Below are 26,870 nucleotides of genomic sequence, written 5' to 3'. Positions count from 1 at the left end.
AAGTTCCTTGTTAGTCATACAGGTTATGCTGATTGAACCAGACGAGATGGCTTTGTTTCAAACGTTTCCGTTCAACCATTCGGACGAACGCGTCTGTCGAGATGAAGCGGTTCCCAGGATGAAGGTCGGCCAGCAACATGAGGATGATACGTGTCCCCCGTTCCCCTTCCTGAAGGGAGATATGCTCCATCTTTCCTTCACCATTGAAGCGGTTGATGAACAGTTCGACTTTACACTCCTCTTTTAAGAGTCGGGTCGTCACGTACGCGACTTGGCTAATGATCGACTCGAAGTCGTGATGCAACGTGTAGCCGGACGGCCCACTCAAATCGACTGCGAATGTGAACGTGTCGAGCGACGTCTTTTGAAAGACTTTCGATTGGACTCGTCCAAGTTTTGCCGTCGCGACCCAGTCGATCTCTTTGACCGGTTCCCCTTCGTAAGGCTTCGAACCTAGAACCTGAAGTGGATTCCGTAAAGGTGATGCGGTCAAAGGACGGTCACCGAGTGCCAATCGTTTCGTGCCGACCGGAGGATGTAACGTGAGGGACGGCAACACCGTCCATCGTTTCTCGATCGGGCACTCAAGAAGATACGTCCCGAGATGAAACGGGAGCGTCACAGCAAGTACGCACTCTTCGATATAAGCTGGTCCCCGGAATTCAGCCTGCACACGAAGCACGTGACGAGCCTGATCTGTCCGTAACGTCAAATCCAGACTGTTCGGGGACCGGTCGTGGTCTGGAAAGCTGAGCGCTGTATTGGATTTCATCCGAATACGAACCGGAAGCCCAAGTCGTTCGACGGTTTCACTTCCATCTAAAATCAGTTGTACCTCCGTTTCATCCCCAACGAAAAGAAGGGATTCATGGGTATGTACGTGGAGCCGAAGAGCACGTTCTAACTGCTTGCGTGTCCGCTCAAAGAACCAGACGATGCCTGCAAGTAAACAAAGCGCATACCCGACGATTTCCATATACGGGACGAATACGAGAATTATCCCGGCGAATCCATAGACCGGAATCCACTCTTTCTGGAGGGCGTTATGTGTCGAGAACGTCATCATCAGCCCTCGACTGGAACAGAAACGGTGTCTAAGATGTAACGGATGATGTCCTGTTTCGTTGATTTGATGCCTCCTTCAAGCGTCAACGTCAGACGATGTGCCAATACATAAGGTGCCACGGCTTTCACATCTTCCGGAATGACGTACAATCGATCGTTCAGATAGGCATAACTTTGAGACGCTCGCATGAGCGCGATGGCTCCTCGTGGACTGACACCGACCTCGACAGATTGGTGTTCTCGTGTCGCATGAACGAGCCCGAGTAAATAATCGAGGACATCATCTTGAATCGATACTTGCTTCACTTCCTCCTGAGCACGGCGTAACTCGTCTAACGTCGCAACCGCCTCTACGGTTTTCCGTGTTTGGCGCATGACTTGTAAGAGGAGTTCTCTCTCTTCCGCAACATCAGGGTAACCGACCGGAATCGAAATCAAGAAGCGATCGAGTTGGGCATCCGGTAAGGGGAACGTCCCCGCTGATTCAATCGGGTTTTGCGTCGCGATGACGAAAAATGGTTTCGGCATCGGATATGTCTCTCCCCCGATGGAAACTTGTCGTTCTTCCATCGCCTCAAGCAAGGCGGACTGCGTTCGTGGAACCGCTCGGTTGATTTCATCAATCAAGACGATGTTCGCAAAGATTGGTCCTTGGCGATGATCGAACGTCTGCGTCTGCATGTTGAAATAGTCTGCTCCGATCACATCAGACGGTAACAAGTCGGCCGTGAATTGAATCCGGGAAAACACCCCGTCGAAGCTAGCCGCAATTGTTTTGGCAAGTAACGTTTTTCCCGTGCCTGGCACATCTTCTAATAGAATATGTCCTTCCGCGAGTAACGCCGTACAACAGAGGCGTACGACATCCTCTTTTCCTAAATACACTTCGTTCAACTGTTTGATGACCTGCTCCATGCCCATATGACGACCTCCATTTTTTGTCTTAATCAAACTTTACCTTTTTATGGTAAGATAAACAACAAATAGTCTGAACATTCAAAAAGGAGGTAACTTCTTGCGCTGGACGAACAAGTTTTTTCTCATGATTGCCGCCACACTTCTCGTCACCTTTACAATGATGGTGGTTGCGACCGGGATATTCGAATGGCTCTATAACCCGGAAACGATACCGGTCGAGGAAAATAATAGTCCTCCTACGAATTTCAAATCAGATGAAGACAGTAAGCTTTTAATAGATGAATCTAAAGCAGATTATCCGTATGAATTAGATCCTCGAAAAGGAAAAATAAAACCTCTTGAGAGATTTACGGGCTCTGGAGAGTCCACACGACGAAATCTCGGTTTATTGGTCGCTTTGATTGCATTCTGTTTGCTCGGTTTTTATGTCTATCGAAAACGAAAGCAACGTTTGGCGCGCGCACGAGATCATGTTGATTCAAGCATAGACCCGCTTGTCGAATCGCTACTAAACAAGAACGCTTCGTCCGTTTCGACGCTCACAGCGTTCACGAACGTCCCGATTCGCGATGCGCTGATCACATTTAACCAATCTCTCCTACCAGCCAAGCGATTGCGTGCTCATGAGACATTGCAAGAGTGGTTCCAACGCATCGATTTACCGATGAACCCGTCCGTTTATCATGCGGTTCGCTACGGCACCTCTTCAGGTGTGACGATTTCTGAAGAAGATACACTTCACTTCAAGAGAACACTCGATACTTACGCGACACGTCCTCACCCCGAGTGAGAATGTGCACAGGTTCTGCTTTTTCATCATGAATGATAAAATGGTGGAAAATGTCAGTTAAGGGGATGGAAACATGAAACGATGGGCGATATTCGGATTAAGTGCACTTTTACTCACGGGTTGTACAGATACGGTGTCAGACAATCCAATCCCAATCGAATCACCCGATGAACCCATCACCGAATGGACGCGTGAGGACTTTAAAGACGTCTATGACCAATACGAACAAACGAAACCGCTCCTTACTGCCCTTGAACAACAAGGAATCAAACCGTTTCGGGAGACGTTCGAACGGGTCATCATCGCCGGCAACGGTCTCGAGCATACGTATGCGGATATTTACCCATTTAAGCTCGATGACGGGACGTATGCTACCATTTTCGACAGTCAAGACGGAACGGTGATCAATGGTTCTGAGTCGGTCGCTCCGCTATTCTGGCAAGAGGAATCCTTCCTTCAATACGTCGAAGAGATTGAAAATCGGAAATTTGGTACAAGTGCCCCACCTACCGATGTCGTCCTCACGCAAGATGAATTCCAAACGGTCTATGACCGCCATGCCTACACGTCAGCCCTCCTCGTCGAACTCGATGAAGCGGGCGTCGAACTGGCACGGGAGCCAATCGATGACGTGATCATCGCCGGGAACGGCGTGACCGAAGTCACTGCCGACTTGTTCGTATTCGATGTCGAGAGCGGGTATGCCATCGTATATGATCAGGACGGAGAAATTTTAAAAGGCCCCGAATCCATCTCACCTCTCTTTTGGAACGAGAAGGACTATGAGGACCTGTTAGCCAAGAATGAGGGATAATTTCGCCCCTTTTCCGATTTTAGCTATGCTATACTCAAATCAATAAACGACCACTAGGGGAGCCTTCGGGCTGAGACGGCATTTGCCGGACCCTTTGAACCTGATCTGGCTCATACCAGCGTAGGGAAGTGGCTTGGGATACGTCTCTGTATGTCCACGCCATTTTTCCGTCTGGAAACGTGGCGTTTTTATTTTGAAAGGAGACTATTCATGCGTATTCAACAACTCACTTGGATGGCAATGCTCGTTGCCATCGCCGTCGTCGGTTCGATGTTCATCTCGATTCCTACAGGTGTCGCCCGCGCTTATCCGATTCAACATATGGTGAACGTGATTGCCGCAGTCACCGTCGGTCCAATCGGAGCCGTTCTCGTCGCTTTCGTCACCGGACTCATTCGCGTCATGACCGGTACAGGATCACTGCTCGCATTCCCTGGTGGCATGATTGGCGCGTTTCTTGCCGGCATGTTCTTCGTTCGCACGAACCGCGTCTATGCGGCCGCTCTCGGAGAAATCATCGGGACTGGGGTTATCGCTTCGTTGATTGCCGTCCCGTACGCAAAACTGTTGATGGGTTCGACGTTCGGTGCATTTTTCTTTGTCCCGGCGTTCCTTGCCTCTAGTTTGACGGGTGCGCTTCTCGGTTGGCTCGTCTTGTCGCGTGTCAAACAGTTGCGACCGAACGTACTCAAATAAAAGCTCCCTTTTTGGATGAAAATGGTAAACTATAGACAACATCTATAGAGGAGGGGTTTTATGTCTCGTTTCAATCAACTTGTAGCGGGTGGTATTTTGTTGTTTTTGTCCGGACTCTTATATACGCTCGAACGCATCGCACTCTACATACGTTGGTACGCCGAAATCTCAACCGGGAGCTGGTTGGAAAAACCGACGTTTGTCGATCCATTTCTCCAAAACTGGTTCGTTACCTTGTTTCTCTTTGCCGCTATCCCCTTCTTCTTGGCAGCTATGAATGTCACGCAAAAAACAAGTCCATCCGAGAATCCGACCGACTCATGACGGTCGGTTTTTTGTATGATAGACCCAAATCGCTTCACCGTTCCATTCATCAATTAAGCCACTGTCGAAAAAGCCGTTCTTCGCATAAAATCGTTTCGCAGCTTCATTCTCTTGATGGAGGCTGAGGATGATGTCATCCACGTCGTATTGTGTCTGGATGAATTCCACTGCCATGCGTAGGCACTTCGTTCCAACGCCTTTCCCCTGTTCATGTTGACCAATCATGAAGCGGTCGAGCCATACATAACGTTCTGTCTGGTTTTCCGCCCCGACCATCATGAAGCCAACCGGTCGCTCACCTTCATAAAATGCAAAGCTCTGCCAATTGTATTTCGTATCCTCAGCCATCTCTTGAAGGGATTCGGCATTCGTCTCGATGAATCGTTCTTGGTTCTCGTCTACTGTCAGAGCGATGACCGCCTCTCGATTGACTGCATCAACCGGTTGAATCGTGATTTCATTTCCTTTCATGCTTTCACCTCATTGATTTTCTCTTTCTTCCATACGATTTCTCCCGTAAAAAGTTTCTTCTCCCGTATCTTCGAAAGCATGCATTCGTTACACTAGACGTACGAGACCCGGATGGACATACGATCAGCCTCATCTCAGAAGAATTGACTTCCCCGTTCCACCGTGATCGAGTGAAAGAGTTGCAAACGAAAGGAAACAACCAATGAAACAAATCCATCATATCTGTATCCAAACCCCGGATTATGCCGCATCGAAGTCATTTTACGAAGCGCTCGGTTTTGAACTCGTCCAGGAGTCGCCAAACTTTCATACGCGTGACTTCAACAGTTGGCTCAAGCTCGGTGATTTTTATATTGAGCTCCAGACTGCTAAAGCGGATGAAACGTTACAAGACTACTCGAAACATGCGGCCGGTCCCGTCCATTTCGCCCTCTATGTAGATGACCTCAAAGCGGAAGTCGCACGACTCGAACAACTCGGCGTCACGTTTTTACCGAAGCACGGTGGCAACATCTACTTCGTCGTCGATGGACATTTAAGTAAATTAAAAGCACCGGAAGGAACCATCATTGAACTGCGTGATACGTTCGAGATTACATAATCAGAGCTTCACAGTTATCTAACAAAACCAGGTCCATGTTTGCATGGGACCTGGTTTTGTTATGCACTCTTAAAGACATAGATGTCCTATTTGAAGTAAAACGAATGCATCACCTCGGTCATGAAAGCTCACGATTTTTTCTAAATGACCGTTGAAGTGAAATGAATTGTGCGACCAGAAGTAACCCATTTGAAAGAAGTGTCATTGCTAACAAGTCCACCCAAGAATAAATCACTACACCTGTCACCTTTAATGCTATTGCCACTCCAGCAAACAAAACAGCAAACTTCGATGTAGAACCAATCAGTTTCCTTAGTTCCATTTTATATTCAGATTTCTCAACAACGTTTGCATACTCCATACCTGAGACAATATAACGAATCCATACATAGAGACTTAGAATTGCTATAACACTCAATAAAATATATGAAGACTCAGTGTTGAATATACCTGAAAATCTATTCAATAGAACGACTACTCCCAAAAATCCAATGAACAAAACGAAAGCCTCGGCTATAAAGTACAATATCCGCCTTTCTTTATATTCGTCATTTGGTAAAAACATTGTGACCCATGATTTTTTCATCTTTTACTCCTCCCAAAATAAATCATTTAACGTGACGCAAAGAACCCTCGCAATGGCAATACAGAGCTTCAACGAAGGATTATATTTATCTGCTTCGATTAAACCGATTGTCTGTCTAGTCACACCGATTGCCTCTGCCAAATCGGTTTGAGTAAGATTCTTTTCTACTCGATGTTCTTTTACTCTATTTCCCATGTCTGTCTCCTAATTTAGTTGCGCAATACCTAAAATGTAATATATATATTCCATTAACGCAATATATATATTACATATTTTTGATTACGAATGAATCTCCATCACACTTTCTACGTTTTCTCTGTTCATAAGAAAGGAAAGGATACAGTAACTACATCTTGAGTTAGGAGATCACTAATGAAATATCTCGATTATTGGAGCTACTTGTCACTCTCTCTGGCAAAGCTCTTCTTTTTTAGCTGGTTGACCGCGACGGCGTTCGACTTCTCGTTTTTCCTAATCAATTTGGCGACGATTTTGCTCCTGACGAGTTGGGCACTCGCCGTGTCTTATCCGATCCGCCGATGGATTTTATACGTTTCTCTGTTCCTGCACAGTACCCTGCTCGTCTCGGACGTCTGGTACTATCGCTATTTTGAAGACTTATTATCCGTCGCCTTACTATCTGATATCGGGCAGATGGGAGATGTCGGGGGTGGCTTCTTGACGCTCATCCGCCCAATCGATGCGTTCTTCTTCATCGACCTCATCATCTACGGTTTGATTTTGCGTTATATGAAACGTCATCCTGTCCGTGGAGGAAAGCGGAACGGAAGACGATTGGCGCTCGCTGGCTTCACACTCGGGTTTCTTCTTTTCACGATTCCGCTCACCCTCAGTTATCAGCGTGGAGAAAAGTGGATCGCAGACGACCCCATCTCGAATATGCGTGAATACTATCATCTTGGATTTTGGGGCTATCATGCGATGGATGTCGCCCGAGGCGTCGAACGTGCTATGGGATGGAACGAAGCCCTGACAGACGAAGAGCGTTCTCAAATTCAAGCACTCTCTTATCAAGAATTAAGTGCCCCAAGTCCAGATACGAACGTTATCGTTTTACAACTCGAATCATTCCAAACATCCGTCATCGATCAACAGATTGATGGACAGGAACTGACCCCGAATTTGAACCGATTGCGACGTGACATGCTTTACTTCCCGAACGTGTATCATCAAACGCATGAAGGGCGAACGTCTGATGCAGAGTTCATCGTCAACACGTCACTTTATCCTGTCAAATCTGGTTCCGTCTACACGCGTTTCCCGGGAAATCAATTCAGCGCGCTTTCTCAATCCTTGAATGAGGCGGGCTACGATACGGCAGCCATGCATTCTTTCAGAAAAGACTTTTGGAATCGAGATGATTTTTACGACAACATCGGGTTCAATCATTTCTTCAGCGACAAAGACTACCCCGACCAAGGCATCATCGGGATGGCACTCAACGACCAAGAATTCTTAAATACGTCGGTCGGATTTATGGAAGAGTTGGATGAACCATTTTACGCATTTTTAGTCGCTTTAACGAGTCATACACCGTACGATATCCCGGAAGACGAGAAGCGGTTGGACCTATCTGATATCGACGATCCCCTTCTCGAAAACTATTACCATACCGTTCATTTCGTCGATGCCGCTGTCGGTCAGTTCATCGAACGATTGAAACAAGATGGTTTCTGGGATGAGACGCTTCTCGTCATGTATGGTGACCACGATAGCGGTCTGACGGCACCAGGAGAAGAGATGGCTACCCTCGAAGAAGTGGATTCGACGGTTGACGCGTTTCAACTTGACCGTGCTGTCCCTCTCTTCATCAAACCACCTGGACCGATGACAGGAGAAGTCATGGAGGCGAGTGGTGGACAAATCGATATCGCCCCGACGATTCTCGATTTACTTGGAATCTCTCCAGCATATATGCTTGGCGACTCCTTATTGAATGATACGTCAAATCTAACCGTCTTTCGGACGGGCGCTTTCCGATACGAAGATCATTACTATGAACCAGACTTGACCGAACGTGCTGGTAACGGCACATGCTATTCCATTGAGACGGAAGAACAAGTCGCATTCGATCGATGCGCCCCTTACATCGACCGCGCGGCCAGTCAGCTCCGGCTCTCGGATACCATCATCGAGAAAGATGCCCTCTCGCAAATGAGTCCATGAAAAAACTCCCGAGCTATTTGTCTCGGGAGTTTTGTTCAGTAAGCTTTACGCAATGTCGCGATATCAAGCTTTTTCATGGGCAGACATGCCTGTACGACCTGTTCAATCTGCTCTTGCGAACCTACCGTCATCATCTCTTCCATTTCCCACGGGATGATTTGCCAGGAGACGCCATAGCGATCTTTCAGCAAACCACACTCCTCTGCTTCCGGTACAGCCGATAGCCGCTCCCAGTACGAATCGACTTCTTCTTGCGACTCACAAAACGCAATCAGCGACTGCATCTCGTTGAACGCGAATTAATGATTTTCCGCGCTGTCCATGGTGACGAACTCGCGTCCGGACAAGACGAAGCGGGCGTAATTGAGCTTCCCTTCCAACTTCGGGCCGTCTGTCCCCCCGTAACGAATCATATGGTCTTCCAGCACGTAAGAATCCGGGAAAATCGAAATCCAGTCATTCATCGCCGCTTCAGCATGACCAAAGACGTCCCCGACGAACAAAAAGCATGGGGTCACCGTCTGGATGTCCATCCCGCCGCTATGCATGATTTGCCAGGATACCCCGTGCTTGTCTTTCAACCAGCCATAGCGCGCGCTGAAATCATACGTGTCAAGCGGCATGAGCACCTCTGCCCCCTCACTCAATTCGCCCCAAAGCGTATCCACTTCTTCCGACGTCGGGAACGTGACCATGTACGAGATGTAGGGATTGCGGTCCTTCAACGGACCCGCCCCAAGCAGTTGCAAGAACTGTCCCGACAGCGAAACGGTCACAATCGTCGTCTCACCTGAAGGCGTATCCATCAGTTTCGTCGTATAGTCGATGAACGAATCGGGAAACTTCGAGACGTACCACCCCGCAATCGCTTCGACGTGACTTTCGAACCAAATACACGGGATAATCGATTGGGTAATCATTAGATTTCCTCCTTTCAGACTTCACGTAGACGATACACGTCTCTCACGGCGAGCAATGTCTCCACTCGTTTCCGGTACGCCTGATAATGGGCTGAATGGATATGCGCGTCGAGCGCCGTCTCGTCCCGATATTTCTCATAGAACACGAACGTGCCCGGGGCATCGATTGACTCATGGAGCACATACGTCAAACATCCTTCTTCTTGTCTCGATGGGGAAATGACTTCATCGAGCGCTTGCCTTAACTCTTCCTCTTTCCCCGGATATGCCTTTAATACAGCGGTAATCACGATTTCCATTGCAAATTCCTCCTCCGTTTTACATGAACGCAATACTTTTCCCGTTTTAGAAGAGATGTATACGCAAATGGACACGCCGATTTGTAAAGGCGTGTCCATCGTTTAGACGAGTTCGTTCGCAATCTCGTTCAGTTCTTCAATTTGATCTTTCAACGAAGCTAACGCTTCTTGTTGTGAAATCGTCAACACATGAACGTCTTGGCTGTTCGTTTCGAGTGCCATCGTCAACGCCGTCATATCACCCGTCACTTGATGGACTTTGTGTAATTCTGCGGCGGCGATTTGGAGCTGACTCGACGTCTCATCTACTGTTCCTGCGACCGTATTTGTCGTTTGAATCATGGAAAGGATCGACGCCCCACTCTTACGGACTTGTTCTTCCTGCGTCGATAGACGTTCTGTACTGCCATCGATGGCACGTTCCGTCACTTGTACCTCTTGCATGACGAGTTGGATAATGTCATTAATCTGAGCTGATGCTTGTGCCGTTTGAGCGGACAAATTTCGAATCTCCGTCGCGACGACGGCAAACCCTTTTCCGTGTTCACCTGCTCGTGCCGCCTCAATTGAAGCGTTAAGAGACAACAAGTTCGTCTGAGACGAGATTTGCTGAATCGTATCCGTGATGGTCCGCACTTCTTGGAAACGCTCCGCCAATCCTTTAAAGGCTAGATTCACTTCACCGATACTTAAGTTCAGCTCAGCAAGCGACCGTTCTGTCGAATCCATATTGTCATGTGATAGTTGAGCGTCTTGTAAGACACCGTTCACGTGCGAGGTTGTTTCTTGAAGCTGTTGTTGCATCCGTTCAAACGCCTGTACAGTGGATTGAATTTGTGAGGCGATATTCTGAATCAAAATTGCTTGTTCAGACGTTCGTTTTGTCATCGAACCAATTTGGGCCGTGACTTGTTCTGAGGCGTTCGTGACGGAATCAACGGAATCATTCATTGTAAATACCGCGCCATGAAGCGTTGTCGCACTCGCTGTCGTCTTCGCCATGGTGAGTTCGACCTCACTCGCATGCTGTTCAGCTTGTTGTTGTTGTGTAAACGTCTCGTGTAATAATTTTGCCCCAAAGAAAGAAACGAAGTAGGCGCCAGACAAAGCCATTGTGAGCACAGTGAACCAAATGACGAGATCGAGCGGCGTTTCAAATGAAAAGCGCCCAATCAATACAGCTCCGACCGATACGATAAGCGCGAGAATGCTGCCGTACAGCACAAGATGCCGATTCAAGTACATCAACATCAATACGATATACAGAAAGACGATATTTTGAATCGCAGTACCTGGCAGCGTCAAGATAATTGCTGAAGCTGCAATGTACATCAACGTGACGAGCCCATACTTCAACCAAGTATGTTCCACATAGAAGCGATGGCCCAGCCATGATGCGGCTTGAATGACACCACCTATCAGAATAAAATTGACTGCGCCTTGCCCCGCGAGCTCCCCCATCCAATACAAAACACCCATGATCGGATAAGAAAGGAAAAACAAAATGATTATCATCCGCGATACGAGTAACGAGCTCATTTTCTCAAAATGATTTACCATGATTGTTGCCTTCTTTCAATAAAAGTAAGAGTCTATATGTATTTATCGACACATGCCGAAAATTTTTAAATCCATTTCTCGCAGTTTTGTATTGACTCAACAAATAAAAATAGGACAACATATGCCAGCATTCGCTGCACTTGTTGTCCTATGAATCCCTCACAATTATCTATCTTCAACTTTCCGTTTAAATGGCCACCATACCCCGTCCCCGAAGGAGACGGTGATTGCCGGGATGAGCAGCGGTAACACAATCAATCCGTATAGCAACAAACCGGTGATGACGATTGTCGCGATCTGGACGAGACTGAGCACGCCTGACGGAATCATGGCACCGAACGTCCCGGCGAGGATGACCGCGGCGGTCATAATGACGGTACCCATCTTCGTCATCGAGTGGATGAGCGCCTCACGGACCGTCTTCCCATTGATTGTTTCTTCTCGGAATCGATCTAACAAGAAGATGGAGTAGTCAATTCCAAGGGCAATCAACATGACAAATCCAAAGAACGGAACGGCCCAGCTAATCCCGTCATAGCCGAGTCCTTCTACAAAGATTAGCTCTGTGATTGCCGCTGACGTATAGTACGTCAAGAGAAGCGAAGCAATCATGTAGAGTGGCATGATCATCGAGCGGAACAGTGCTGTCAAAACGATGAACAACGTCACGAGCATGATGGCTACCGTTCGATTGAAATCATTCGTCGATGTTTCATTTAAATCGCTATTGATACTTGAGATCCCGGCATATCCGATGGTCGCATCCGCATACGGTGTTCCCGTCACGGCACGATTCATCGTCTCTTTGATTGTCTCAACGGTATCAATCGCTTCTGGCGAATACGGGTCCATCTCTAAGACGACCTCGAGCTGAGTCGCCATTCCTTCATCGAAGACATATCGTTCGACTGCAGGTGAGAACTCATCTGATGTGAGCGTCCCTTCCGGAAGATACACGCCTGTCTCCCGAAGCGCATCTGCTTCACTCAACTGTTGTAAGAACGAAACGGCTTCGCCGAGACCAGACTCAATTTGTCCTAGCCCGTCGTTCGCTTCCGCGACACCTGTCGCCAGTTGCGCTAACCCGCTACCAAGTTCACCGACCTGAGAACCTTGTGCATTTAATGCGGACGCCGCTTCGTTGATTCCTGACTCAATTTGTGTGAGGCCAGCTGATACTTGACCGAGCTGTCCGACTGCGGCCGGGATGTTTTGAGTCGCTGTCAATCCTTGCCCAATGAGACCAAGTTGACCATTCAACTGATTTAGTCCCGCTGCTGCTTCTGCAAGCGGTGCCCCGGCATTGGTTGAACCACTTGGCAATTGCTCGACGATTGCGTTCAATCCTTGCTCAATCTCATTCAATCCAGTTTGAACATCCCCGAGACCCGTCTGCGCTTCAGACAAGCCATCGCTGACTTCACTGAGCTGCGTATCGACATAAAAATCGTCGATGATTTCACCAGTCGGACGTGTGAGCGCACGGACACCATTCACACCTTCAACTTTTTCAAGCTCACTTGCAAACTTTTCGATATAGGGAACTTCTGATTCTGTAATGGCTTGATCTTGTCTCAAAATGACTTGTACCGGAAGGGATTCCCCTTGACCGAACCCTTCTGAGATCAAATTCAGTCCACGAACCGAATCGTAGCCGTCTCCAATCTCATCGACCGTATTGAACGAACGGGCATCGTCATATGTGAATAAGACAGGTACTGTGATCAACCCGACGACCAAAATCGAAAAGAACGGGCGATTGACCGACAATCGGCTCAAGCTAGCCCAAAGCTTGCTGTCATGATGCTCGCCTGCCTTTTTCGACGGCCAAAACAGTCGCTGTTTGAGCGTCGCCATAAAGAATGGGACGACCGTGAAGAGAATCAGCAGCAACACCGCAATCCCGACTGCGACGGCGACCGCTGATTTAAAGATTGGAAAATCAGCAAATCCGATGGCGGCAAAACCGACGAAGACCGCGAGCCCACTGATGAGGACCGTCCGTCCTGCCGTCTTGTACGTATTGACGATGGCGTCTTCGATGGCATGTCCTGCACTGAGTTCTTCTTTATAACGGCTAAGAAGCAGGATACAGTAGTCTGTCCCAATCCCGAACAAGATGGCGACAAGAAAGATCTGCGTGTAGTTCGACACCGGGAACCCGAACCAATCCACGAAGAACGCGACAAAGGATTGGCTCAACAGATACGTGAATCCGACCGCAATGAGCGGGATGAACGGGGTCACGATGGAACGGAAGACGAGAAGGAGTAATCCAAAAATCAACACGACCGTGATGATCTCTGTCTTTTTCAACCCTTCCTGTGCACTTAGATTCACATCATTGTTAATGATTTCTTCCCCGGTGATATATACTGTCTCCTCTTGCGGGAGCACGTTTTCACGGACATCATCAGCAAACGCATTGATTTCTTCCGTCGTACCTTCTACCGTGATGGGGACGAGGACGATGCGTCCGTCTTCCGAGACAAGCTGTGCCTCTGTCTCTTCACTTTTAAACGGATTGAGAACATCCGTCACGACCGTTTCGTTTTGTTTAAGTTCTTCGATGACACGTGCGACATCTGTTCGCTCCGTCTCTCCGATTGATTCAAACTCATAGACGAGGGAGATGGTCTTGTCACTCTTCCCGGCTTCATCTAAAATCGCTTGTGCGCGTTGTGAGTCCATGTCGTCCGCAAGTTGGAAGCTCCCTGCCTCTTCTGCTTGTTTCGTTAAGTTCGGTGCTGCGACAAATAATGCTGCCGTCAATACGATGAGGGAAATGAAAATTCCCCAGCGCCATTGAATGATTTTATGCATGTGTTATTCCTCCCCGATTCGGAGCAATTGCTTTATTTTTCGGAACGTCCGAACAAACTGCTCGATTTCAATTTCGTCTACTTCTCCATCGATGAGGGATTCCACATATCGATAGACGGCACCGTCCACTTCTTCGACGAGCCGTTTCCCTTCTGGGGTCAATTCAATCAATCGTTCCCGTTGATCTTGTCCTCGTCGACTCGTGACGAGTCCTTTTTCGACCAACTTTTTCAGGCGATTCGAAACCGCACTTTTATGGACACCTTGTTTTTGCGCCAATTGCCCAGCAGGAGTTGGTCCAAACTGATCGAGTAACTTCAACAGTTGGAGCTGTTCACGCGAATACTCGCGCCATACGTCTCCCTCCATCGCTTCGATGACATGTTCCGTCCCATGGAACATCACTTCTTCAAACAGCTGCACCGCTTCACGCATCAATGCTTTCATTTTTAGTTTACCCCCCTAAACTAGATGGTTATAGTTTATGCCCTAAACTAAATAGCGTCAAATAAAAAGACCGATAAGGGATGCCCTTATCGGCCCATGTTCTTTTCGATGGTTTCTGCCACACGTAACCCAGACAGATAGGCACTTTCGAATCGCGTTCGTCCGGATGGATCATCAGCTTCAAGGAAGACATCCCCTGCTAAATAGATGGGATGATGGCTTACTTGATAAAACGGCTCATGCCATATATCTTTCGCTTGCGCGTAACGCCAACGTTTTAACTGCCGTGATTGGATACCGAGGTCTCCGACTTCTTCACGCACTAACCGCTCTATTTCAGCAAGTGTCTCTGCTTCCGGTCGCTCATACCACGCCTCACTCCACGCCTCTTCCATATAGACACTTACGAGTGGTGTCGCAGAGATTCCTTTTTGGCGATTATCGACGATTTTTAATACACCAGGTACCAGTTCTTGATCGAGAATACCGTCTGCTCCAATCTGCACATCACCGGCACATTCAAAAAGACCGACGAACGTCGGCGCATATACGAGACGAAGTAGCGCGGGTTTGATCTGGTCGACCAAACTCCCTAGTAGTTCGAATGACTGTGGAAGCGGTGCCGTCATCACGAGTCGATCATAGGAACGTGTCGTCACGTCTGTCTTGACTGTGACGGTTCCGTCTTCTTCTACTTGAACGTTCTCCACTCGTTCATTCAATTGTACGGTCAAATCTTCAGACAAACGCTTAGCGAGGGCATTCATCCCATCAATCGCGACATAACGTGGATAAGGGTCGGCATACCAGACCCGCACCCAGTTTGCATTCATCCACGACTGTACCTCTCGTTCGAGCTCTTCTCCACGCACCGTGAAATATACCGCGCCATGGTCTGCCCGTCCATCACCGATTCGACGCGTCGCCAAGCGTCCCCCGACGCTTCGACTCTTTTCAACCAATTCGACGTCATGACCTTGACGCGCGAGTTCACGCGCTGCGATGATTCCGCTCAGACCGGCCCCGATGATCCCAATCTTCATTCCGCATTCCCCTTTCTCTTCATGAAGATTGTAGCACGTTCCTTCAATTTACCCTCTGTTTGATATGCTTCAGGCTGGCTTGTTCCATTGTTCGTCGTACGCCCGACGCGAGTCTTCATACATGACAGCGAAACGCGAAACGACGAATGGACGAATGAGAACCGTCGCAATCGATAGGGAGAATGCAGCAAGTAAAACCGAATTGACGACCGTAAATAACGTGAAGCCAATCAAATAAATCGGGATGAACGGCAAAATTAGTTTAAATGCGTCCCACTTCTGACCATGCATCAGCGCGCGTGACTTCGTGATCGATTCTCTGACCGATAATGCTGGCTCATCTCGCAAAATAAAGTACGTGAACGCGTAAGAGAAGAACTTCATGATTCCTGGAACAATGAACAATAGTGTCCAAAGCGTCTGGAAGATGGCTAGTAGGATGACTGCAGTCACATGCTTACCAAATCGTTCTTTCATCGGTCGAAACACGTCACGGAACTGCGCGTCTTGTCCGCGAATGATTGAAAGAATGACCCAGTGATACCCAATGATGATTGGATATAGCATGAAGGATACAACAATTGTACATAAAAGGAATACAATCGCCTGTACTGAATCGGCTTTCGCCCCGTAAAGTGTCGGATCGAGCAATGCGCTAGATTCTAATATAACGGCACAGAGAAACGACCAGATTAACAGTCGACCTCGTTTCCCATTAATTGCTTCGTGTGTCCGTTCTGTCCATGTTTGAACCATCTTCTAGTCTCCCCCTGAATGATTTATTTTATATACGCTATATCGTTCAAATACGTTTCATGTTCACACAAAAAAGCAGAGATTCACTCTGCTCGTTCGTCCGCTCGATATTCTAGTATGTCCCCCGGTTGACAGTCGAGCGCTTCACAAATTGCTTCGAGCGTCGAAAAACGAATCGCTTTCGCTTTTCCATTCTTTAAAATCGACAAGTTCGCCATGGTGATCCCGACCCGTTCCGACAGCTCTGTCACACTCATTTTCCGCTTCGCTAACATCACATCTAGATTCACAATCATCGCCATTTTTCTCACCTCAGACCGTCAAATCGATTTCTTGTTTCATATCGATGGCTCGCTTCAATAATTTCTGTAACAACTCAGCAAAGACGGCAATGACAAATGCGGCGAACACGAAGACGAATCCGATGACTAAAAATCCTGGCGAGTCGTCACGCTCAGCGAACCAATAGAAGAACGGGAGTGTCGCCATATAGATGGCCGTGATGGTCAACGCACAATATTTAATGACACGAAGTGCTTTCACCGACCGATAGGAGAATGCCTCGTTCCGGTCAATCAATCCAAGTAAGGTAAACGTCTGGAACAAAGCCATAAAATAGGGAACTGCCGCCACATACATCCCGATAACAATCGGACGCATCGAATTCGCAATCCATCCCCCGCTCTCGGTTGCGTCTCGCCAAAGAAACGGTAGTAAAAAGATACAGGCCGCAAGAATCGGGAGCGACAAGACAATCACTGCTAGTTTCAAAAAAATGGTTTCCCGTTTCATCTGCCAAACACCTCATTTAGTTTTATTTTCTTTATCATATGCCACTATTTATCGTTTATCAATAAATATTTATCGAAAAAAATAGACCACGAGATGTACTCGAGGTCTATCACATTCATTTCATTGCTTCTAATTCACTTTCGGTCACCCATTTATGGTTTGTGACCTCTTTCCCGTCTTCGGTCGTGTAATCAACCATGTAAACGGTCGTCTCTTCCGCTGTATCGATTGTCGCTTCTGCGCCGTCCATCCCTTCCATATGGTCGGCGGCCAATACGACCTCATCCCCTTCAGACAAAGGCGCCTCGTCCGGATTATCCAGTTCTTCGTGAATCACCCATTTGTGATCCTCCACCGGGTCACCACCTGTAGTCGGTGTATAGCTGACGGCGTAGACCGTCGTATCATATGCACCGACAATCGTCGCCTCCACGCCTTCCATCCCTGGCATGTGATCCGCTGTCATCATCGCGGTTGATCCGACTGGAAAAGTCGGATCACTGGCTTCCATCAGCCCGTCTGGAACTTCTCCAGACCCGGAGTGATCCATCGCTGAATGGTCCATGCTTTGCTCTTCTGACATCTCCATCGATGTGTCCTCTGCCGTATCCCCACAAGCGGCCAATGATGTCGCGAGAATCATGACACCGAGACCTGTCATCCATTTCTTCTGTTTCATCAAATCTCTCCTTTGTTCATACTCATGTAGATTTTACCCCCTCTTTTGAAGAAACAGACGTTTTTGAGAACATTACGATGATTTGTTAACTCATTGCAACAAAAAAGACCAAAATCCCGAAAGATTTTGGTCTTGGACATTATTCAACCGTTACAGACTTCGCCAAGTTACGTGGCTTGTCGACATCACAGTCGCGAGCGAGTGCTGCATAGTACGAGATGAGTTGAAGTGGAAGAACCGTCACGAGTGGCGTGAGAAGTGGTTCAACACGTGGAAGAACGAATGCGTCGTTCTCATGCTCCATTCCTTCCATTGAAATCGTACATGCGATGGCACCACGCGCCACAACTTCCTTGATGTTTCCACGGATGTTGAGGTGTGTGTTTGGTTGAGACACGAGCGTGATGACCGGTGTCCCGTCTTCAATCAAGGCGATCGGACCGTGTTTGAGTTCCCCACCTGGGTACCCTTCTGCTTGAATATATGAAATCTCTTTCAGCTTCAATGCGCCTTCGAGACCTACATATGAATCCAATCCACGTCCGAGGAAGAATGCGTTACGTGACTCTTTCAAGAACTTATCTGCAAGCTCTTCAAAGATTTCTTTTTGTGCCATGATCGAGTCCATCGTTGTCGCAACGAGTGCAAGTTCTTGCATGAGATCAAACGGGAGTTTCTTCCCGTTCGCACGAGCGATGTCGTATGCGAGAATCGCGAGGACGGCAATCTGTGCCGTGTATGCTTTCGTCGACGCGACCGCAATTTCTGGTCCGGCGTGGAGGAGCATCGTCTCGTTCGCTTCACGTGACAATGTCGATCCTGCCACGTTCGTCAACGTGAGCGCTTTATGGCCCAATTTTTTCACTTCGACGAGGACGGCACGGCTGTCCGCTGTCTCACCTGATTGTGAGATGAAGAGGAAGAGTGGCTTCTCTGTCAAAAGTGGCATGTTGTAACCGAACTCTGATGCGACGTGTACTTCAGTCGGTACACCTGCAACGCGCTCAATCAATTGCTTCCCGACAAGACCAGCGTGGTAACTTGTACCACATGCGACGATATAGACGCGGTCTGCTTCCGAAACGAGTTCACGCACGCCTTCTGCGAGCTCGATGTCGCCGTTCTCGTTCTGGTAGTGCTGGATGATGTTACGGATGACGGCTGGCTGTTCGTCCATCTCTTTCAACATGTAGTGCGCGTACGTGCCCTTCTCGATGTCTGACGCATCGATCTCGGCCGTGTATGGTGCACGCTCGAGTACTTCGCCGTCGAGCGTCTTGATCGTCGCCGACTCACGTGTGAGGATGACGATCTCACCATCGTGGAGCTCGAGGTACTGGTCTGTCACCTGGAGCATCGCCATCGCGTCTGATGCGACGACGTTGAACGTGCCGTCACCAAGTCCGACGAGGAGCGGCGACTTGTTCTTGCCGATATAGAGGCGCTCTTTGTCCTCTGAGTCGATCATCGCAATCGCGTACGAACCGTGGAGGTCCGAAAGCGTCTTACGGAACGCCGCCTCGACATCGCCGAGCTCGACGAAGTGCTTCTCCATGAGCTGGACGATGACTTCTGTGTCCGTCTCTGAAAGGAACGGGACGTCGAGCGTCTTCTTGATGAGCTCGTCGTTCTCGATTACGCCGTTATGGACGAGCGTGAAGCGTCCTGTCGTGCTTTGATGCGGGTGGGCGTTCGGTACGCTCGGTACCCCGTGTGTTGCCCAACGTGTGTGGCCGATTCCAATCGTGCCGTCTACTTCTGCTGGGATGATTTCGCGTAGCGCAGCAATGCGACCGACTTCTTTGTGAACGTTGACATTCTCATGCATCAACGCAAGACCTGCCGAGTCATAACCACGGTACTCGAGTTTTTCGAGACCTTTGAGAAGGACTTCCTTCGCTCCGGTATTCCCAATCATTCCTACAATTCCACACATAAACAAATCTCCTCTATTCTTCGATTTCTCGAAAAAGGAAACGGGCTTTTTCTAAGAGCTGTCAGTACACGCTTCTTTGTCCGTCCGGTCGCCCGGGCGTTTTAAAAGCATGCTTATCGTCGTGACAGGCGACGAGGAGGCATCCGCCGAAATCTCGATAACCTCCAACCTCGTCAACTCCGCAGAGTTCTGGCGCTTGTTCGTACTCTTGTGTCCTTCCGTTTCCAAGGTCACGCTCTTAATAGTACAAATCACACCCCCATTCGTCAAGAAAATCCGCTGTTTTCTCGATGACAAAACGGAAACAAAAAGGGAATCCGATGTGGATTCCCTTGTGTTATTCCCGGTTTCGAAAATTTTATCCGTCTACGCCGTAATCTTCGCGTACGACTTGTGCGATTTTTTCAACGTAACGGTCACACTCTTCCGCTGTCGGGGCTTCCGCCATGACACGAACAAGTGGTTCTGTACCTGATGCACGGACGAGGATTCGACCGTTTCCGGCCATTTCCGCTTCCGCTTCTTGAATCGTTGCCAAGACACGCTCTCCGTTCATCGCATCGTTTTTATTCGTCACACGAATGTTCACGAGCTTTTGCGGATAAACTGGCATCTCTGCCGCTAATTCAGACAGTTTACGCCCTGTCGATTTCACGATTTCTGCCAATTGCACACCAGATAACATACCGTCACCCGTTGTCGAGTGATCGAGGAAAATCAAATGACCTGATTGTTCGCCACCGAGTGTATATTGATGTTTTTTCATTTCTTCAACGACATAGCGGTCACCCACTGCTGTTTGAAGCGCCGTCATGCCCGCTTCTTCAACGGCTTTATGGAAACCAAGGTTACTCATGACCGTCGCGACAATCGTGTTGTCTTTGAGACGCCCTTTTTCACTCAAGTATTTCCCGCAAATATACATGATCTTGTCTCCGTCGACGATTTCACCGTTCTCGTCAATCGCAATCAAACGGTCTCCATCCCCATCAAAGGCAAGGCCCATGTCCGCTCCTTTTTCACGGACGAATTCAGCCAAATGCTCAGGGTGTGTCGACCCGACACCTTCATTGATATTTAAACCGTTTGGCGAGTTTCCGATCGTCGACACGTTTGCTTCTAAGTCTGCAAACAGTCGAGCCGCAAGGCCACTCGTCGCTCCATGTGCACAGTCGAGTGCGATGTGAAGACCATCAAAATCTTCTTCTACCGTTTGTTTCAACATTTGAAGATACTTTTGCGCGCCTTCGTAGTAATCCGATACGAAACCGAGATCTTTACCTGTCGGACGCGGGAGCGTATCTTCCGCAGCATCTAAGATGTCTTCAATTTCTTGCTCGGTCGCATCGTCTAATTTGAAACCATCGCTACCGAAGAATTTGATTCCGTTATCCGCCACAGGGTTATGCGATGCTGAAATCATGACACCTGCCGTCGCGTCGAGCGATTTCGTCAAGTAAGCGACTCCAGGTGTTGAAATGACACCGAGACGCATCACTTCTGCACCGATTGAGAGAAGACCCGCAATCAATGCACCTTCAAGCATATGTCCTGAAATCCGTGTATCACGACCGATCAACACTTTTGGCTGTTCGCCTTCTGGCAAATGTTTCGACAACACGTAGCCACCCGCACGACCTAAACGATATGCTAATTCCGCAGTTAACTCAGAGTTAGCAACACCGCGAACTCCATCTGTTCCAAAATATTTACCCATAAGATTAAATCCTCACTTTTGTATGATTGAACATCTTTATTGAATGGAAGATGTTTCTGTTTCTTCATCGACACTCGTCAATTGAACATCGATTGTCTTTGGCGAGATCACGGTCACGCCTTTTGGTACTTCATAATCTGCATCGACTGCATGTGTTCCGCTCGGCAATCCGGTCAGATCTAACGTCACGTTGACACTGTTTGATGAGATGCTTTCAAGAAGGGAACGTTTGCCCGAGAGCGTCACGCTGACCACTTCTTGCGTTTGAATCGTGTAATTCGTCCGGTCATATCCACGGACAGTGATTGGGACGGTCAACCGAATCCGCTCTGTCAATTCACCCGTGTCATCTTTCGTCTCATCATTTGGACGAACGAGCACCTGGACTTCTACTTCTTTTTTACCGAGTGAAGTCGCTCCTTCCGGAAGACGAAGGGTAGCGGTCACTTTTTCCGACTTCGTTAAATCGTCAAGTTCAATCGGTTCTGTCTCCACTTGCTGGAGTTCATCTAGCACCGCTTTTGGTGCAAAGACACGGACTTCCGTCTCACCTAGCAACGTATCAACTAAGCGGAAATCGTCTGCCACCTCTCCGCTCGTGACGACCTCGATTGGAATCATCGCGCTCTCATCATAAATCGGTACGGTGACATTGATGATATTCGGATCGACTGACACGTTCAACGGATTTCCATTCGCATCTAAAATGGTCGGTGGAATTTCTCGTGTGAACGTCTGACTTTGATTGGCAACATCCACATTCAACGTGATTTCTTTGACGTTTTGAATCCGACTCGCACCACCTGTGACTTTTACAGTCGACGGTTCGATTTCGACATCGCCCGCGACTTTTCCGTCCGGTAATTGATCTTTGTTCAACAGATTCACGGACACAGGGACTTCAATCGTTTGTTTCCGATCGATATAGATTTCGACAGTCTCTCGATCTAGTTTGACATTGACGTCTCCGCCGAATCCACGCGCTTCGACCGGGACACGATGGAATCCGGTGCCAAGATTGGTCAAATCGACGAACACTTGATAATCTTTCACCAATTTCGTCATCGTTAAACTACTAGATGGCCCTTGAAGCTCGACACCCATCTCTTCCGGAACATTATATGCGACATACTGAACCTCATCAAAAAACACTTCGACCGGCACATCGAGCGTCATGGAACTTTGTCCGACGATTGGCAATGCGCTAGATGCGTTATTCGAAGAACTGGTCTCAGCGACCATTAAGTATAAAAGGACGGCTAAAGCAAGTGCGATGAAGCGGAGAAACCACTTATGTTGTAACCACTGATCAATCACTTACTTATCCCCTCCTTTTTTGCCGAAGAACGAGAGGGTCGCCTCTTTTTCTTCGATGACGAGTTCTTGAATTAATTTATTGCGAAGCGCTTCTTCGTCTAGTTCCCGATACAAGCGGCCCGCGATTGCAAGTGAGACTGCTCCCGTTTCTTCTGAGACGGTAAGAGTGACGCTATCCGTCACTTCACTGACCCCGATGGCTGCTCGGTGACGTGTCCCGAGGGCTTTATCGATGTGCGGGCTTTCCGAAAGCGGTAAATAGCAAGCTGCCGCCGCAATTTTCCCGTCCTGAATAATCATCGCGCCATCATGAAGCGGCGTATTCGGAATGAATAGGTTAATAATCAACTGGGATGTGATATGCGAGTCCATACGAATGCCGGTCTCCACATACTCGTTTAATCCCGTATCGCGTTCAATCGCAATCAATGCACCGATTCGCCGTTTTGACATGTACTGTGCGGAACTGACGATGGCTTCAATCATTTGTCGTTGTTGCTCCTCATCACTTGTTCCCGTACGACTGAATAAGTTACTCGTTCGTCCGAGATGTTCAAGACCACGTCTCAACTCTGGCTGAAAAATGATGATAATTCCGAGGAGACCGTACGTGATCACCTGATTTAGCAAGAACTGGAGCGTCTTCAATCCGAAGAAACCGCTCAAGAACCAACTGACTAGAATGATGGAAATCCCTTTAATTAATTGTACTGCTTTTGTCCCACGCACAATCATCATCAACTTGTAAATGACATACGTGACGACGACGATATCTAAAACATCATTCAAATAATCGTACCAATGTACGTTTTCTGAAAGATTTAAAAATGAGAAAAATGATACTTGTTCAAGTAGCGGCAAATGCTCCCCTCCTCAACTACCTAGCTAAATCGTGCAAATTCCATTATATCATCATTTCAATAGATACGCATTGCGTCACGTCAAAACGAAACCAGATTGAAACGAAAAAAAGACGCCGGAAGCGTCTTTAGAAAAGTTGTTTCATCGAGTACCAAATCCATTCGAACATCTGATCGATCTGTTCGAGTTCACCTGTCACTTGACCGGCACTTGCTAAATAGGCACGACCATTGACGGCTGTCGCGTTTCCATTGACGGTACCTTCAATCCGTAAATCGCCACCTTGGACCGTGATGTCTTTTTCAACCGTGACACCGGCCGGGACAATGACTTCATTCTCAGATACGATCACACCTGGTACTTTTGTATAGGTCATCGTCTCTGAAGCGCTGCTCCATAGTCCGAGTGTCGCACTAGACATCAAACTAAAGAACAGTACGGCCGCAATCAAACCTGGGTGCCGTTGCAACCATAGCATTTGTTTCGAGTGCGGTTTGCGTTCTTTTCGAACCGGTTTTGATAACGGTACGACAGAATCAGGTGCTGTCTGTGCAGGAGTTTCAGGTAAAGCGGCCATCACTCGAGCCGTAAAATCTGCTGATATTTTTGGACGAGGCAATGCTTTCAGTTCTGCGTCGATTCGTTCATATTGTAGATACGATTCATATAATTCATCGTCCTCTAACAATTGACGCAATTCGTCAGATTCTTCGGGCAAAACGCCATCTTCCAAATATTGTTGTATTTTTTCTTCAGGAGTCAATTGAACCCCTCCCTATTTTGAAAGATTGTTTTTAACATTTCTCTTCCCCGGAAGATCCTTGTCTTAACCGTTGCGACCGGCATGTCGATCATCACGCTGATTTCTTTAAGCGACAAATCATCCACATATTTTAATAATAACGGAATGCGATATTTGTCTGGAAGTTGCTTGATTGCCTCATGCATTTCACTTCGAATTTCGCGATGAACCACTTGGGCATCGGGTTGGGGCGCTTCATCAGCTAAGTGGTCTTGATAAGTCAAACCGTCTGTACCCGCAATTTCGGCATCCATCGAATATTCCGGCTTCCGCTTCCTCAATCGATCGATGGCAACGTTTGTCGTGATTCGATAGAGCCATGTTTTGAACTTATATTGCGCGTCATACGTATCGATTCGTGTATAGGCACGAATGAACGCCTCTTGGGCAGCGTCCTCTGCTTCGCCGCGATCATACAAAATTTTATAGGCGATTGCAAAGACGCCATCCTTGTATAGTTCTACCAGTTCGGCAAACGAATCGTGATTCCCCGCCCTCAATTCATCAACCAAACGGGTGGTCAGCCGTTCCATCAATCCACTTCCCCTCTCCGCTACACATGCGGTCATCTCTATATACGTCTTGATATTGAAATGGTTTCAAAAAAATCAAAAAAAGTTTCCATCCCCATTGTAGCAAACGGGTTTGGAAACTGTAAGGAAATCAGACGGTTTCGCCTTCCAATAACAGGTTTTCTTTAGATTTTATAATCGTTTCACATAAGCGATAGGCCAACTGAGCCGTCACGTCATCCCGGTCTAATGCCGGATTTAACTCGACGAGCTCTACTGCGATCAAGTCTTCTGCTTGCATCGCTTCTTTTAAAATCGCTTTGGCTTCGACTTCTGTTAAACCGCCGTCAACCGGTGTACCTGTTCCAGGAACGAGGGATGCATCGAGACTATCCATATCGAAACTGATATAAAAACGGTCTACTCGTTCACGAAGATAACTCAATGACTCTTTCATGATGACATCCACGCCACGCGTACGTACTTCTTCTACTGTAATGACTTTGATGCCGAGTCGATTGATTTCATTCATTTCTCCTTCATCGATATCACGCAGGGCAATATAAACTAAATGCTCTGATGATAGCTTCGGATCACGTCCGCCCACTTCTGTCAGACGCACGTCGCCCATCCCCATCGCTGCCGCAAGTGGCATTCCGTGAATATTCCCCGATGGTGATGTTTCGCCTGTATTCAAGTCAGCGTGAGCATCCACCCAAATGACTCCATAAGGACCTGTTTGAGCCAATCCAGCAAGAGTACCGATTGCCATACTATGATCGCCCCCAACGATCAAAGGGAATCGATTTTCTGAAATCTCACGATGTACGACTTCTGCTAATTCCGTGACGGTATGCAGGACACCATCGACCCGTTTTAAATGTTCTTCATTTTCTCGAATTTCAGATTCCGGCAAGACACGAATCGTATGTTTGACCGTTCCTGTTGGAAGGAGTTGTTGCATCCCCATTTCATTTAACTTTGTCGGTCCTTGATCGACCCCTAATTTCCCCTGACCGTAACGCAGCGGCACGTGAATATATGACCATTGCATCGCCATTCCCCCTTTATACGCTTGATAGTTAAATTGTAAACGCTATCATTTGTTTGGTTCAACTCGGCAGAATGATGAATAAACATGCAAAAAGGCAGCCTGAATGGTGGCAGGCTGCCTTTCTCTGTACTCTCAATTGAATGGTTCATGGTTTTAGGCAAAAAAAAACTTAAGTCATCACTAACTTAAGAAAAAAACATATGGTGGAGCCTAGCGGGATCGAACCGCTGACCTCCTGCGTGCAAGGCAGGCGCTCTCCCAGCTGAGCTAAGGCCCCAATACAGGGATAAGAGTATGGAGCGGAAGACGGGATTCGAACCCGCGACCCCGACCTTGGCAAGGTCGTATTCTACCACTGAACTACTTCCGCAAAAAATGGTGAGCCATGCAGGGCTCGAACCTGCGACCCTCTGATTAAAAGTCAGATGCTCTACCAACTGAGCTAATGGCTCAAACCTGGTGGGGGGGGGCGGATTCGAACCGCCGAACCCGAAGGAGCGGATTTACAGTCCGCCGCGTTTAGCCACTTCGCTACCCCCCCGAGGAGTGCCGGCGAAAGGATTCGAACCCTCGACCCTCTGATTACAAGTCAGATGCTCTACCAACTGAGCTACACCGGCATATATATAGGTTTGATGTAATAAATAAAGATGGTGGAGGATGACGGGATCGAACCGCCGACCCCCTGCTTGTAAGGCAGGTGCTCTCCCAGCTGAGCTAATCCTCCATATTGGTGACCCGTACGGGATTCGAACCCGTGTTACCGCCGTGAAAGGGCGGTGTCTTAACCGCTTGACCAACGGGCCTAAATTGGCTCCGCAAGTAGGATTTGAACCTACGACCTACCGGTTAACAGCCGGTTGCTCTACCACTGAGCTATTGCGGAACGATCTTGCCTGG

27 protein-coding genes, 8 tRNA genes, 1 pseudogene and 1 riboswitch are annotated in these 26,870 nt (G+C 48.0%); of the genes and pseudogenes, 6 read left to right on the top strand and 30 right to left on the bottom strand.

Annotation, left to right across the window (positions count from 1 at the left end; genetic code table 11):
* Positions 1-10 precede the first annotated feature (10 nt).
* Together KNO69_RS00180 and KNO69_RS00175 are read right to left on the bottom strand one after the other, a co-directional pair.
* Entirely contained in the window at positions 11-1,063 is a 1,053-nt protein-coding gene (locus tag KNO69_RS00180; protein WP_214815224.1) for a DUF58 domain-containing protein, read from the bottom strand.
* A gap of 2 nt (positions 1,064-1,065) precedes the next feature.
* Positions 1,066-1,986 carry an AAA family ATPase gene (locus tag KNO69_RS00175; RefSeq protein ID WP_214730165.1) on the bottom strand — a complete coding sequence of 307 codons (921 nt, stop codon included), beginning with the start codon at positions 1,984-1,986 and terminating at the stop codon, positions 1,066-1,068.
* Between the two features lie 94 nt (positions 1,987-2,080).
* Between KNO69_RS00175 and KNO69_RS00170 the strand changes: the two genes are divergently transcribed.
* The 4 genes from KNO69_RS00170 (at position 2,081) to KNO69_RS00155 (ending at position 4,607) form a co-directional block, all read left to right on the top strand.
* Complete coding sequence (locus KNO69_RS00170) at positions 2,081-2,773, top strand: hypothetical protein (protein WP_214815223.1); 693 nt, start codon at positions 2,081-2,083, stop codon at positions 2,771-2,773.
* Between the two features lie 73 nt (positions 2,774-2,846).
* Entirely contained in the window at positions 2,847-3,587 is a 741-nt protein-coding gene (locus tag KNO69_RS00165; protein WP_214815221.1) for a hypothetical protein, read from the top strand.
* A gap of 45 nt (positions 3,588-3,632) precedes the next feature.
* Positions 3,633-3,731: riboswitch (TPP riboswitch) on the top strand.
* Positions 3,732-3,797: 66 nt separating this feature from the next.
* A complete protein-coding gene (thiW, locus tag KNO69_RS00160) occupies positions 3,798-4,283 on the top strand; it encodes an energy coupling factor transporter S component ThiW (protein WP_214815219.1) in 486 nt (161 codons plus the stop codon).
* 60 nt (positions 4,284-4,343) lie between these two features.
* The gene (locus KNO69_RS00155) at positions 4,344-4,607 is read left to right on the top strand and encodes a hypothetical protein (RefSeq protein WP_047794733.1); all 264 of its coding nucleotides are present in this window, start codon (positions 4,344-4,346) and stop codon (positions 4,605-4,607) included.
* Here KNO69_RS00155 and KNO69_RS00150 read toward each other — a convergent pair.
* Positions 4,602-5,078: a GNAT family N-acetyltransferase gene (locus KNO69_RS00150; protein ID WP_214815217.1), complete on the bottom strand. Its 477-nt coding sequence runs from the start codon at positions 5,076-5,078 to the stop codon at positions 4,602-4,604. The two genes, KNO69_RS00155 and KNO69_RS00150, sit on opposite strands and share 6 nt — an antisense overlap.
* A gap of 202 nt (positions 5,079-5,280) precedes the next feature.
* Between KNO69_RS00150 and KNO69_RS00145 the strand changes: the two genes are divergently transcribed.
* Positions 5,281-5,679, top strand: coding sequence for a VOC family protein (locus tag KNO69_RS00145; protein WP_074035393.1), 399 nt, complete (start codon positions 5,281-5,283; stop codon positions 5,677-5,679).
* 118 nt (positions 5,680-5,797) lie between these two features.
* Here the strand turns inward: KNO69_RS00145 and KNO69_RS00140 are convergent, their stop codons facing one another.
* Together KNO69_RS00140 and KNO69_RS00135 are read right to left on the bottom strand one after the other, a co-directional pair.
* Complete coding sequence (locus KNO69_RS00140; protein WP_214815216.1) at positions 5,798-6,265, bottom strand: hypothetical protein; 468 nt, start codon at positions 6,263-6,265, stop codon at positions 5,798-5,800.
* A 3-nt stretch (positions 6,266-6,268) separates the two neighbouring features.
* The gene (locus KNO69_RS00135) at positions 6,269-6,460 is read right to left on the bottom strand and encodes a helix-turn-helix transcriptional regulator (protein ID WP_214815214.1); all 192 of its coding nucleotides are present in this window, start codon (positions 6,458-6,460) and stop codon (positions 6,269-6,271) included.
* Positions 6,461-6,637: 177 nt separating this feature from the next.
* On the opposite strand from KNO69_RS00135, the gene KNO69_RS00130 reads away from it, so the two are divergent.
* Positions 6,638-8,452: an LTA synthase family protein gene (locus KNO69_RS00130; RefSeq protein ID WP_214815212.1), complete on the top strand. Its 1,815-nt coding sequence runs from the start codon at positions 6,638-6,640 to the stop codon at positions 8,450-8,452.
* A 35-nt stretch (positions 8,453-8,487) separates the two neighbouring features.
* Here the strand turns inward: KNO69_RS00130 and KNO69_RS00125 are convergent.
* From KNO69_RS00125 to KNO69_RS00005, 25 genes and pseudogenes are all read right to left on the bottom strand, one after another.
* Positions 8,488-9,372, bottom strand: a pseudogene (locus tag KNO69_RS00125) (VOC family protein).
* 14 nt (positions 9,373-9,386) lie between these two features.
* Positions 9,387-9,671 carry a putative quinol monooxygenase gene (locus KNO69_RS00120; protein ID WP_074035366.1) on the bottom strand — a complete coding sequence of 95 codons (285 nt, stop codon included), beginning with the start codon at positions 9,669-9,671 and terminating at the stop codon, positions 9,387-9,389.
* Positions 9,672-9,773: 102 nt separating this feature from the next.
* Complete coding sequence (locus KNO69_RS00115) at positions 9,774-11,231, bottom strand: methyl-accepting chemotaxis protein (protein WP_214815209.1); 1,458 nt, start codon at positions 11,229-11,231, stop codon at positions 9,774-9,776.
* A gap of 165 nt (positions 11,232-11,396) precedes the next feature.
* Entirely contained in the window at positions 11,397-14,054 is a 2,658-nt protein-coding gene (locus KNO69_RS00110; RefSeq protein ID WP_214815207.1) for an MMPL family transporter, read from the bottom strand.
* A 3-nt stretch (positions 14,055-14,057) separates the two neighbouring features.
* Entirely contained in the window at positions 14,058-14,501 is a 444-nt protein-coding gene (locus KNO69_RS00105; protein WP_078147853.1) for a MarR family winged helix-turn-helix transcriptional regulator, read from the bottom strand.
* Positions 14,502-14,587: 86 nt separating this feature from the next.
* Positions 14,588-15,544, bottom strand: a complete 957-nt coding sequence (locus KNO69_RS00100; protein ID WP_214815204.1) for an NAD(P)/FAD-dependent oxidoreductase — start codon at positions 15,542-15,544, stop codon at positions 14,588-14,590.
* Positions 15,545-15,613: 69 nt separating this feature from the next.
* The gene (locus tag KNO69_RS00095; RefSeq protein ID WP_214685194.1) at positions 15,614-16,300 is read right to left on the bottom strand and encodes a DUF975 family protein; all 687 of its coding nucleotides are present in this window, start codon (positions 16,298-16,300) and stop codon (positions 15,614-15,616) included.
* A gap of 83 nt (positions 16,301-16,383) precedes the next feature.
* The gene (locus tag KNO69_RS00090; RefSeq protein WP_012727632.1) at positions 16,384-16,602 is read right to left on the bottom strand and encodes a helix-turn-helix domain-containing protein; all 219 of its coding nucleotides are present in this window, start codon (positions 16,600-16,602) and stop codon (positions 16,384-16,386) included.
* A gap of 10 nt (positions 16,603-16,612) precedes the next feature.
* Positions 16,613-17,092 carry a DUF2975 domain-containing protein gene (locus tag KNO69_RS00085; protein WP_214815202.1) on the bottom strand — a complete coding sequence of 160 codons (480 nt, stop codon included), beginning with the start codon at positions 17,090-17,092 and terminating at the stop codon, positions 16,613-16,615.
* 115 nt (positions 17,093-17,207) lie between these two features.
* The gene (locus KNO69_RS00080; protein WP_214810676.1) at positions 17,208-17,771 is read right to left on the bottom strand and encodes a YdhK family protein; all 564 of its coding nucleotides are present in this window, start codon (positions 17,769-17,771) and stop codon (positions 17,208-17,210) included.
* Positions 17,772-17,910: 139 nt separating this feature from the next.
* Positions 17,911-19,707, bottom strand: coding sequence for a glutamine--fructose-6-phosphate transaminase (isomerizing) (gene glmS, locus KNO69_RS00075; protein WP_211782064.1), 1,797 nt, complete (start codon positions 19,705-19,707; stop codon positions 17,911-17,913).
* 358 nt (positions 19,708-20,065) lie between these two features.
* A complete protein-coding gene (gene glmM / locus KNO69_RS00070) occupies positions 20,066-21,424 on the bottom strand; it encodes a phosphoglucosamine mutase (RefSeq protein ID WP_078147859.1) in 1,359 nt (452 codons plus the stop codon).
* Between the two features lie 36 nt (positions 21,425-21,460).
* Positions 21,461-22,741, bottom strand: a complete 1,281-nt coding sequence (locus KNO69_RS00065; protein ID WP_214815200.1) for a CdaR family protein — start codon at positions 22,739-22,741, stop codon at positions 21,461-21,463.
* The gene (cdaA, locus tag KNO69_RS00060; protein ID WP_012727638.1) at positions 22,742-23,602 is read right to left on the bottom strand and encodes a diadenylate cyclase CdaA; all 861 of its coding nucleotides are present in this window, start codon (positions 23,600-23,602) and stop codon (positions 22,742-22,744) included. It abuts the gene before it with no gap.
* 127 nt (positions 23,603-23,729) lie between these two features.
* A complete protein-coding gene (locus KNO69_RS00055; protein WP_214815197.1) occupies positions 23,730-24,365 on the bottom strand; it encodes an RseA family anti-sigma factor in 636 nt (211 codons plus the stop codon).
* Complete coding sequence (gene sigW / locus KNO69_RS00050; RefSeq protein ID WP_012727640.1) at positions 24,362-24,937, bottom strand: RNA polymerase sigma factor SigW; 576 nt, start codon at positions 24,935-24,937, stop codon at positions 24,362-24,364. The genes KNO69_RS00055 and sigW overlap by 4 nt, the downstream gene beginning before the upstream one ends.
* A 130-nt stretch (positions 24,938-25,067) precedes the next feature.
* Positions 25,068-25,970 carry an arginase gene (rocF, locus tag KNO69_RS00045; RefSeq protein ID WP_214815195.1) on the bottom strand — a complete coding sequence of 301 codons (903 nt, stop codon included), beginning with the start codon at positions 25,968-25,970 and terminating at the stop codon, positions 25,068-25,070.
* Between the two features lie 201 nt (positions 25,971-26,171).
* A tRNA-Ala gene (locus KNO69_RS00040) sits at positions 26,172-26,247 on the bottom strand.
* An 18-nt stretch (positions 26,248-26,265) separates the two neighbouring features.
* Positions 26,266-26,340, bottom strand: a tRNA-Gly gene (locus KNO69_RS00035).
* 6 nt (positions 26,341-26,346) lie between these two features.
* Positions 26,347-26,422: transfer RNA gene (locus tag KNO69_RS00030), tRNA-Lys, on the bottom strand.
* A gap of 5 nt (positions 26,423-26,427) precedes the next feature.
* Positions 26,428-26,511, bottom strand: a tRNA-Tyr gene (locus tag KNO69_RS00025).
* A 6-nt stretch (positions 26,512-26,517) separates the two neighbouring features.
* Positions 26,518-26,590: transfer RNA gene (locus KNO69_RS00020), tRNA-Thr, on the bottom strand.
* Between the two features lie 31 nt (positions 26,591-26,621).
* Positions 26,622-26,697, bottom strand: a tRNA-Val gene (locus tag KNO69_RS00015).
* 4 nt (positions 26,698-26,701) lie between these two features.
* A tRNA-Glu gene (locus KNO69_RS00010) sits at positions 26,702-26,776 on the bottom strand.
* Between the two features lie 5 nt (positions 26,777-26,781).
* Positions 26,782-26,856 (bottom strand) — tRNA-Asn (locus KNO69_RS00005).
* Positions 26,857-26,870 lie beyond the last annotated feature (14 nt).

The organism is Exiguobacterium sp. s131 (genome assembly GCF_018617345.1).
GTDB lineage: Bacteria > Bacillota > Bacilli > Exiguobacteriales > Exiguobacteriaceae > Exiguobacterium > Exiguobacterium profundum.
The sequence above is the reverse complement of the archived record's forward strand: the minus strand, read 5'-3'. Positions and strand labels throughout refer to the sequence as shown.

Excerpts from the sequence above, each read along its gene's own strand:
- KNO69_RS00180 (WP_214815224.1), bottom strand. The coding sequence starts at position 1,063 with ATGACGTTCTCGACACATAACGCCCTCCAGAAAGAGTGGATTCCGGTC.
- KNO69_RS00175 (WP_214730165.1), bottom strand. The coding sequence starts at position 1,986 with ATGGGCATGGAGCAGGTCATCAAACAGTTGAACGAAGTGTATTTAGGA.
- KNO69_RS00165 (WP_214815221.1), top strand. The coding sequence starts at position 2,847 with ATGAAACGATGGGCGATATTCGGATTAAGTGCACTTTTACTCACGGGT.
- thiW (WP_214815219.1), top strand. The coding sequence starts at position 3,798 with ATGCGTATTCAACAACTCACTTGGATGGCAATGCTCGTTGCCATCGCC.
- KNO69_RS00155 (WP_047794733.1), top strand. The coding sequence starts at position 4,344 with ATGTCTCGTTTCAATCAACTTGTAGCGGGTGGTATTTTGTTGTTTTTG.
- KNO69_RS00150 (WP_214815217.1), bottom strand. The coding sequence starts at position 5,078 with ATGAAAGGAAATGAAATCACGATTCAACCGGTTGATGCAGTCAATCGA.
- KNO69_RS00145 (WP_074035393.1), top strand. The coding sequence starts at position 5,281 with ATGAAACAAATCCATCATATCTGTATCCAAACCCCGGATTATGCCGCA.
- KNO69_RS00140 (WP_214815216.1), bottom strand. The coding sequence starts at position 6,265 with ATGAAAAAATCATGGGTCACAATGTTTTTACCAAATGACGAATATAAA.
- KNO69_RS00135 (WP_214815214.1), bottom strand. The coding sequence starts at position 6,460 with ATGGGAAATAGAGTAAAAGAACATCGAGTAGAAAAGAATCTTACTCAA.
- KNO69_RS00130 (WP_214815212.1), top strand. The coding sequence starts at position 6,638 with ATGAAATATCTCGATTATTGGAGCTACTTGTCACTCTCTCTGGCAAAG.
- KNO69_RS00120 (WP_074035366.1), bottom strand. The coding sequence starts at position 9,671 with ATGGAAATCGTGATTACCGCTGTATTAAAGGCATATCCGGGGAAAGAG.
- KNO69_RS00115 (WP_214815209.1), bottom strand. The coding sequence starts at position 11,231 with ATGGTAAATCATTTTGAGAAAATGAGCTCGTTACTCGTATCGCGGATG.
- KNO69_RS00110 (WP_214815207.1), bottom strand. The coding sequence starts at position 14,054 with ATGCATAAAATCATTCAATGGCGCTGGGGAATTTTCATTTCCCTCATC.
- KNO69_RS00105 (WP_078147853.1), bottom strand. The coding sequence starts at position 14,501 with ATGAAAGCATTGATGCGTGAAGCGGTGCAGCTGTTTGAAGAAGTGATG.
- KNO69_RS00100 (WP_214815204.1), bottom strand. The coding sequence starts at position 15,544 with ATGAAGATTGGGATCATCGGGGCCGGTCTGAGCGGAATCATCGCAGCG.
- KNO69_RS00095 (WP_214685194.1), bottom strand. The coding sequence starts at position 16,300 with ATGGTTCAAACATGGACAGAACGGACACACGAAGCAATTAATGGGAAA.
- KNO69_RS00090 (WP_012727632.1), bottom strand. The coding sequence starts at position 16,602 with ATGGCGATGATTGTGAATCTAGATGTGATGTTAGCGAAGCGGAAAATG.
- KNO69_RS00085 (WP_214815202.1), bottom strand. The coding sequence starts at position 17,092 with ATGAAACGGGAAACCATTTTTTTGAAACTAGCAGTGATTGTCTTGTCG.
- KNO69_RS00080 (WP_214810676.1), bottom strand. The coding sequence starts at position 17,771 with ATGAAACAGAAGAAATGGATGACAGGTCTCGGTGTCATGATTCTCGCG.
- glmS (WP_211782064.1), bottom strand. The coding sequence starts at position 19,707 with ATGTGTGGAATTGTAGGAATGATTGGGAATACCGGAGCGAAGGAAGTC.
- glmM (WP_078147859.1), bottom strand. The coding sequence starts at position 21,424 with ATGGGTAAATATTTTGGAACAGATGGAGTTCGCGGTGTTGCTAACTCT.
- sigW (WP_012727640.1), bottom strand. The coding sequence starts at position 24,937 with ATGGAACGGCTGACCACCCGTTTGGTTGATGAATTGAGGGCGGGGAAT.
- rocF (WP_214815195.1), bottom strand. The coding sequence starts at position 25,970 with ATGCAATGGTCATATATTCACGTGCCGCTGCGTTACGGTCAGGGGAAA.